The 6,979-nt window shown below is 39.7% G+C and carries 7 protein-coding genes; 1 reads left to right on the top strand and 6 read right to left on the bottom strand.

Annotation, left to right across the window (positions count from 1 at the left end; all coding sequences use genetic code 11):
• Nucleotides 1–156 precede the first annotated feature (156 nt).
• Nucleotides 157–696, top strand: coding sequence for a hypothetical protein (locus DBR11_RS18425; protein ID WP_108554105.1), 540 nt, complete (start codon nucleotides 157–159; stop codon nucleotides 694–696).
• Nucleotides 697–726: 30 nt separating this feature from the next.
• On the opposite strand, the gene DBR11_RS18420 is transcribed toward DBR11_RS18425, so the two are convergent.
• The 6 genes from DBR11_RS18420 to DBR11_RS18395 form a co-directional block, all read right to left on the bottom strand.
• Nucleotides 727–942 (bottom strand): hypothetical protein, encoded by a 216-nt coding sequence (locus tag DBR11_RS18420; RefSeq protein WP_108554104.1) that lies wholly within the window; start codon nucleotides 940–942, stop codon nucleotides 727–729.
• 87 nt (nucleotides 943–1,029) lie between these two features.
• A complete protein-coding gene (gene lysS, locus DBR11_RS18415; protein ID WP_108554103.1) occupies nucleotides 1,030–2,751 on the bottom strand; it encodes a lysine--tRNA ligase in 1,722 nt (573 codons plus the stop codon).
• A 125-nt stretch (nucleotides 2,752–2,876) separates the two neighbouring features.
• Nucleotides 2,877–4,790, bottom strand: a complete 1,914-nt coding sequence (locus DBR11_RS18410; RefSeq protein WP_108554102.1) for a long-chain fatty acid--CoA ligase — start codon at nucleotides 4,788–4,790, stop codon at nucleotides 2,877–2,879.
• A gap of 99 nt (nucleotides 4,791–4,889) precedes the next feature.
• Complete coding sequence (locus tag DBR11_RS18405) at nucleotides 4,890–5,216, bottom strand: iron-sulfur cluster assembly accessory protein (RefSeq protein ID WP_108554101.1); 327 nt, start codon at nucleotides 5,214–5,216, stop codon at nucleotides 4,890–4,892.
• A gap of 11 nt (nucleotides 5,217–5,227) precedes the next feature.
• Nucleotides 5,228–5,641, bottom strand: a complete 414-nt coding sequence (gene iscU / locus DBR11_RS18400; RefSeq protein WP_108554100.1) for a Fe-S cluster assembly scaffold IscU — start codon at nucleotides 5,639–5,641, stop codon at nucleotides 5,228–5,230.
• A 62-nt stretch (nucleotides 5,642–5,703) separates the two neighbouring features.
• A complete protein-coding gene (locus DBR11_RS18395; RefSeq protein WP_108554099.1) occupies nucleotides 5,704–6,915 on the bottom strand; it encodes an IscS subfamily cysteine desulfurase in 1,212 nt (403 codons plus the stop codon).
• Between the last annotated feature and the right edge of the window lie 64 nt (nucleotides 6,916–6,979).

The following is a 6,979-nucleotide window of genomic DNA, read 5'->3' as shown; positions in this document are numbered from 1 at the left end:
GTTTATCATCATGATTTGTTTAGTTTCTATGACAATAGGGCAAGCGCAGAGTGGTTCTGCTGGGTTTTGTTCAATTATTTTTTGCTGAAATTAGAATATTAAATCTAATTTCTAGTATTTAAACACGATATTTGCAGAAAAATTTAGAAAAATAATATGCCAAACATAGTTCGACTTATTGCAGCTTTTGCCATACTTGGAGCCGCCATTGCACTCATGATCTTTGGATTCTGGGGCTGGGGTATTTTAGCCGTTTTTATTAGCCTTTTAGTAGGTGTAACTTATTTTTTCAACGAAAATATGTTGCTTGCGCAATGGTTTCTCCGTAAGGACAATATGCCTAAAGCGGAAACTTTTTTAAGAAGGATCACCAATTATGAAAAACAACTGATCCGTGTACAGCATGGTTACTATAATCTTTTGATTGGGTTAATCGAATCCAGAAAGGCGCCAATGCAGTCGGAGAAGTATTTCAAAAAAGCACTTTCACTGGGTATGCACATGGATCATAATGTTGCATTGGCTAAATTAAGCCTGGCAGGGATTGCAATGGGAAAAAGAAATAAAAGAGAAGCGCAGATGTATTTGACGGAAGCCAAAAAAGCAGACAAGAATAAATTGCTTGCAGATCAGATTAAGCAAATGAAAGATCAGCTGGGAATGCTGGACAAACAGCAGCAGATCAGATACAGATAAATAAAAAGAGCCACATTTTTGTGGCTCTTTTTATTTATCGCTTAATCTATCAAAATTTTCTTCATCCAGCGAGCTTGTAGTTCTGCTGATGATGTCTTCTTCATAGCATTCTTTTGACCTGCTGAAGAACAGCTGCTCTGACTGGATGCGTTTAATCAGCTGACGAATCAGCGATAAGTCGAAGGCCTCTTTCTTGAGCTTAATGCAGTATTCATTTTCTGTAATTTCCAGACTTGAGTTGTTCATAATGTCAACAAATTTATTTCGCCTAAAATTAAAAAAGGCTTGCTATAGTTTAGTATAGCAAGCCTTTAAGTTTTTGTTATCTCTTTGTTAAGAGAACCAGGCGTTTACCTCATCTTTTGTAGGCATCACCAGATCCAGTTTTAACTTCTTGCGCATACCGCCAAGATCATTAAATACTTTATTTGGATTAGCGGCTTTTAATTCTTCTATGGTGTTGATCCCCATTTTTCTGATCACCTGAACCCATTCTGCAGCAACTCCAGCTTCTACGAAATCCTCATCGGTGGTTACTTTTGCTTTTTTCTCCGGTCTCATCTGCGGGAAAAACAGTACTTCCTGGATGGTAGACTGGTTGGTCATTAACATAACTAATCTGTCTATTCCGATACCCAGACCAGATGTAGGCGGCATACCGTATTCCAATGCACGTACAAAATCGTCGTCCATAGCCATTGCCTCATCATCACCTCTGGCAGCGAGTTTTAGCTGGTCTTCAAAACGCTCGCGCTGGTCTATCGGGTCATTTAATTCTGAATAAGCGTTTCCAATTTCTTTACCCATTACAAAAAGTTCGAACCGCTCTACCAGACCGTCTTTGCTTCTGTGTTTTTTGGCAAGCGGTGTCATTTCGATAGGGTAGTCGGTGATGTAGGTTGGCTGAATCAGATTTGCTTCTACTTTTTCACTGAAAATTTCATCTACAAGTTTACCTCTGCCCATAGAAGCATCGATTTCAATGTTCAGGCTCTTGCAGGTGTCTTTAAGTTGTTCTTCAGTCATTTGAGATACGTCGATACCGGTGTATTTCTGAATAGATTCGTACATGCTCAGTTTTTCGTACGGACCTTCAAAATTAATCTCCTGATCACCTACTTTAATCACTGGTGTACCGTGGATAGCAACAGCAATTTTTTCCAGGCATTCCTCTACCATAGACATCATCCAGATATAATCTTTATAGGCTACATAGATTTCCATAGAAGTGAATTCCGGATTGTGGGTACGGTCCATTCCTTCATTTCTGAACATCTTTCCGAACTCATACACGCCATCAAAACCGGCAACGATTAAACGTTTCAGATAAAGCTCATTTGCAATACGCAAATACAAAGGCATATCCAGGGTATTGTGGTGCGTAGCAAAAGGACGTGCGGCAGCACCACCATGGATAGGTTGTAATATTGGTGTTTCTACTTCCATCCAGCCTTGCTCATCAAAGTAATTCCTCATGGTGTTGATCACTTTGGAACGGTTGATGAAGACCTTCTTGAAATCCGGATTAACGGTTAAGTCAACATAACGTTGTCTGTAGCGCAATTCGGGGTTCGTAAATCCATCATATACATTTCCATCATCATCTCGTTTTACAATAGGAAGTGGACGTAAAGACTTAGATAATACGGTGAACTGGGTAACATGTATGGATATTTCCCCGGTTTGTGTAGTGAAAACGTAACCTTTAACACCAATGAAATCACCAATATCCAATAGTTTTTTGAAAACAGTATTGTAAAGGGTTTTATCTTCACCCGGGCAAAGTTCATCTCTTTTCAGATACACCTGAATACGTCCGGTGGAGTCCTGCAATTCTGCAAAAGATGCAGCACCCATAATATTACGACCCATGATACGGCCTGCAATGCTCACAGTCTTGTATGCGGTTTTATCCTTTTCGTAGTTGGCTAAAATATCTGCTGCATGGGCATTGATTTCAAATGCTTCGGCAGGGTAGGGATTAATTCCTAATTCGCGTAATTGCGATAGCGAATTGCGACGCAACAATTCTTGTTCTGATAGTCCTGTACTCATATATGTCTTATATCCGGCACATTGCCGTATAGCTTGTTGGTATATTAATTCAATAAAGATGCAAAAGTAAGAATTATGTTTCCAATTCCATTCGGAATAGAAACATAAATAAAGCCTGGGAATTGTTATTCTGAATCCACTGCTTCAGTATACATTTCATTGATGATGTCTGCATACTTTTTCTCAATTACCTTTCTTTTGGGTTTCATGGTCGGTGTAATTTCACCTTCTTCCATACTGAAGGGATTCCTTTTGACCTTGAAATTCTTGATGCGTTCAAATTTAGCAAGTTCAGCAGCGTATTTGCGAATGTCCTGACCGATCCAGTCTATGATCTCCTTTTCTTCAATAAAGACCTCGGGTTTTAAGAAGAAAGAATCAGGTAATTTGAATGCCTCCTGGAGATTCTCCCGGTTGGGAATTACAATAGCGGTAAGGTATTCCCGTTTATCTCCAATTAAAAAGAGCTGCTCAATTTTCAAGCTTTTTAAATAGATATTTTCAACCGGTGTGGGATAAACATTTTTACCATAAGCATTCACAATCATGTTTTTAATCCGGTCTGTAATCTGAAGGTTCCCTTTGTAGAAACGACCAACGTCGCCTGTATGAAACCAATCGTCTTTATCAATGGCTTCAGCAGTTTCGGCCGGCTTATTGAAGTAGCCCTGCATTACACAGTGGCCTCTGACAATAATTTCTCCCTCCTCGCATTCAAAATCCTCCTTAAAAGATTCATGCGTTTGAATGGTGATCATTTTCTTGGTTTCTACATTCTGTATGCCGACTTCAATACCCGGGATAATCCGCCCCACAGTACCGTAAATTTGCCTGTCGTATTCCGTAACTGCCATAACCGGCGAAGTTTCGGTCAGTCCAAAGCCTTCCAGGATTTTGATGCCCAGGTTTCCAAAGAATTCACCAACATTTTTAGGCAGGGCAGCACCTCCGGAAATCATAAATTTTAATCGACCACCTGTTTTTTCTTTGATTTTGCTGAATACCAGTTTTTCGGCGATGGCCTTTTCTGCAGAAAGAATGAATCCAGGGTTTTTACCTGCTTCTTTTTTTCTGCGGTAGTTTTGTCCCGTTTCCAAAGCCCAAATAAAGATCTTTGCTTTGAGGCCACCTTCTGCTGTACCGCTTTTGATGGCTTTGTCATGGATTCTTTCTAATAATCTGGGTACGCAGCTCATCACCGTTGGTCTGATCTCAGCCATGTTTTTGGCCAATAGTTCAAGACTCTGGGCATAGGCAATTTTACAGCCTTGTGCACAGCAGACATGATAGGTTGCTGTTCTTTCGAATACGTGAGACAGGGGCAGGAAAGACAGAAAAATTTCTGTTTCGTCAATAACCGGTATTTGCTGCAGACAAACTTTGACATTTTCTACAAAGTTTCCGTGCGACAACATGACCCCTTTTGGAGTTCCCGTAGTTCCTGATGTGTAAATTAGAGAGGAAAGATCTGAGGGTCTTAAAGAAAGGCGTATGGTTGTAATCTGAATTTTTTGTTCGGGGGTAATCGTTGTTCGGGTTTGCAGGATTTGGTCAAAGCTAATGACTTCCGCTTTTAAACCTTCGGGTATATTGATCTTGGTATACTCAGGAAAGGATGGAATAATGTATTTAAGCTGCCTGCAGTTCTCTGAGATTTTTAATATCTTCTTGTATAGAAAAGGATTGCCTACCAATATGGCTTTAATACCTGAATCGTTAACAATATATTCTACTTCCTGTTCTGAAAGGGTAGGGTATATGGAAACATTCACGGCACCGATTTGCTGGATGCCCTGGTCGTAATAAACATATTCTGGCCCGTTTTCAATCATCAATCCCATCCGGTCACCCTTTTTAATTCCTTTTGAAAGGAAAAATGCGGATACCGCATCTGCACAATCCAGGGTCTCTTGGTAAGATATTTCTTCCCATTCTGTATTCTTTTTATGAATCAGAAAAGTTTCCGTGGGCTTGTGGATATTCTCTACTACGTTTCTTAACAAACTTGGGATAGTAGAAAACTCATTGAATGATACCATATGATGTGCTGTTTAGCTTGATTCGGCAATGATAAACTTTTACATTTAAAAATGCAAAAAGGGCACGTAAGTGCCCTTTGCAAATATAAGTAATGTATCTTAAACCGAGAAACTCTCTCCGCAGCCGCAAGAACGGCTTGCATTAGGGTTATTGAAGTTAAATCCTTTCCCGTTCAATCCGTCGGTAAAATCCAGTTCAGTACCAGCAAGGTAAAGGAATGATTTCATGTCCAACGCGATCCTGATTCCTCTGTCTTCAAAGAATTGATCACCGGTTTTCTCTTCGTTATCAAAATCTAAGTTATATGATAAACCAGAGCATCCGCCTCCTTTTACAGAAACACGCAGGAAATAATCAGATCCAAGATGAGAATCCTGCATCAAGTGATCTATTTTGCTTTTTGCTTTATCAGTGATTGTGATCATTGTATTAAAACTTAGTGATGGGATTTGGCCAGTTCAATTGGCTCCATGCCATTTTTTACTCTGTAATCATTGATTGCAGATTTGATGGCATCTTCAGCTAAAACTGAGCAGTGGATTTTTACAGGAGGTAAAGCCAGTTCTTCAACAATATCCATATTGTCAATAGTTAGCGCTTCATCCACTGTTTTTCCTTTTAGCCATTCTGTAGCTAAAGAAGAAGATGCGATTGCAGAACCGCAACCAAATGTTTTGAATTTAGCATCAGTAATCACATTGTTTTCGTCAACCTCTATCTGCAGACGCATAACGTCTCCACATTCAGGTGCGCCAACAAGGCCTGTACCAACTGATTTGCTATCTTTATTTAAAGTACCAACATTACGTGGGTTGGTATAATGTTCCATTACTTTTTCTGAATACGCCATTTTGTTTTCCTCCAGGCCTCACGGCCTATTAATACGTTATAAATTTTGTAGGGCTAGACCAATTAGTGTTCTGCCCATTCAATTTTACTTAAATCAATTCCTTCTTTAAACATTTCCCAAAGCGGAGAAAGGTCTCTTAAGTGGTTCACTGCTTTTTTAGTGTTTTCGATTGCATAATCAATCTCCTCTTCAGTTGTGAAACGGCCCAGTCCAAAACGGATAGATGAATGCGCCAGATCATCAGAAAGTCCAAGATTCTTTAACACATAAGAAGGTTCCAAAGAAGCAGAAGTACAAGCAGATCCTGAAGAAACTGCAAGGTCTTTCATGGCCATCATTAATCCTTCTCCCTCTACATATTTAAACGAGATATTGGCTACATGCGGTAAGCGATGTTGAGTGTTTCCGTTTACATAGCTTTCTTCCAGTTCTGTCAAAGCGCTTTCCAATTTATCTCTTAATGCAGACAAACGTTTAGCTTCTTCGTCCATTTCCAGGCGGCACAACTCGCAAGCCTTACCTAAACCAACAATACCAGGTACATTCAGTGTTCCTGAACGCATTCCACGCTCGTGGCCACCGCCGTCCATTTGTGCTGTTACTTTAACCCTTGGGTTTTTACGGCGTACATATAATACTCCAACACCTTTAGGTCCATACATTTTATGTGCTGAGAAAGCCATCAGGTCAATACCATCTGCGTTTACATCAACAGGTATTTTACCTACAGCCTGTGTAGCATCACTCATAAACAATGCACCATATTTATGGGCGATTGCTGAGATTTCTTTAATAGGTTGTACTACACCGATTTCATTGTTTCCATACATGATGGTCACTAAAATGGTTTGTTCAGTCATCGCAGCTTCAAGTTCCTGAAGGTCGATCAGACCATCAGATTTTACCTGAAGATAAGTTACCTTTGCGCCTAATTTCTCCAGGTGCTTACAAGTGTCCAGAACAGCCTTATGTTCTGTAGTTGCAGTAATGATATGGTTACCCTTATCTTTATACATTTCAAATACACCTTTGATACCAAGGTTGTCAGCTTCTGTAGCACCTGATGTGAAAATGATTTCTTTTTCAGTACAACCGATCAGTTTTCCAACTTGTTCACGTGCGTAATCTACCGCTTCTTCAGCAACCCAGCCAAAAGCATGGTTACGACTTGCTGCATTACCGAATTTATTGGTAAAATAAGGCAGCATAGCCTCCAAAACCCTCGGATCCAGAGGTGTTGTTGCATTGTTATCTAGATAAATAGGAAGTTCCATTATATATTTAATTATTCTTAATTATATACAAAGATACAAAAAAAGATTGCCAACAATTATAAAT

The organism is Pedobacter sp. HMWF019 (assembly GCF_003061025.1).
Taxonomy (GTDB): domain Bacteria; phylum Bacteroidota; class Bacteroidia; order Sphingobacteriales; family Sphingobacteriaceae; genus Pedobacter.
Note: the sequence above shows the minus strand (reverse complement) of the source record. Positions and strands in the feature narration are given on the sequence as shown.

Excerpts from the sequence above, each read along its gene's own strand:
- DBR11_RS18425 (WP_108554105.1), top strand. The coding sequence starts at position 157 with ATGCCAAACATAGTTCGACTTATTGCAGCTTTTGCCATACTTGGAGCC.
- DBR11_RS18420 (WP_108554104.1), bottom strand. The coding sequence starts at position 942 with ATGAACAACTCAAGTCTGGAAATTACAGAAAATGAATACTGCATTAAG.
- lysS (WP_108554103.1), bottom strand. The coding sequence starts at position 2,751 with ATGAGTACAGGACTATCAGAACAAGAATTGTTGCGTCGCAATTCGCTA.
- DBR11_RS18410 (WP_108554102.1), bottom strand. The coding sequence starts at position 4,790 with ATGGTATCATTCAATGAGTTTTCTACTATCCCAAGTTTGTTAAGAAAC.
- DBR11_RS18405 (WP_108554101.1), bottom strand. The coding sequence starts at position 5,216 with ATGATCACAATCACTGATAAAGCAAAAAGCAAAATAGATCACTTGATG.
- iscU (WP_108554100.1), bottom strand. The coding sequence starts at position 5,641 with ATGGCGTATTCAGAAAAAGTAATGGAACATTATACCAACCCACGTAAT.
- DBR11_RS18395 (WP_108554099.1), bottom strand. The coding sequence starts at position 6,915 with ATGGAACTTCCTATTTATCTAGATAACAATGCAACAACACCTCTGGAT.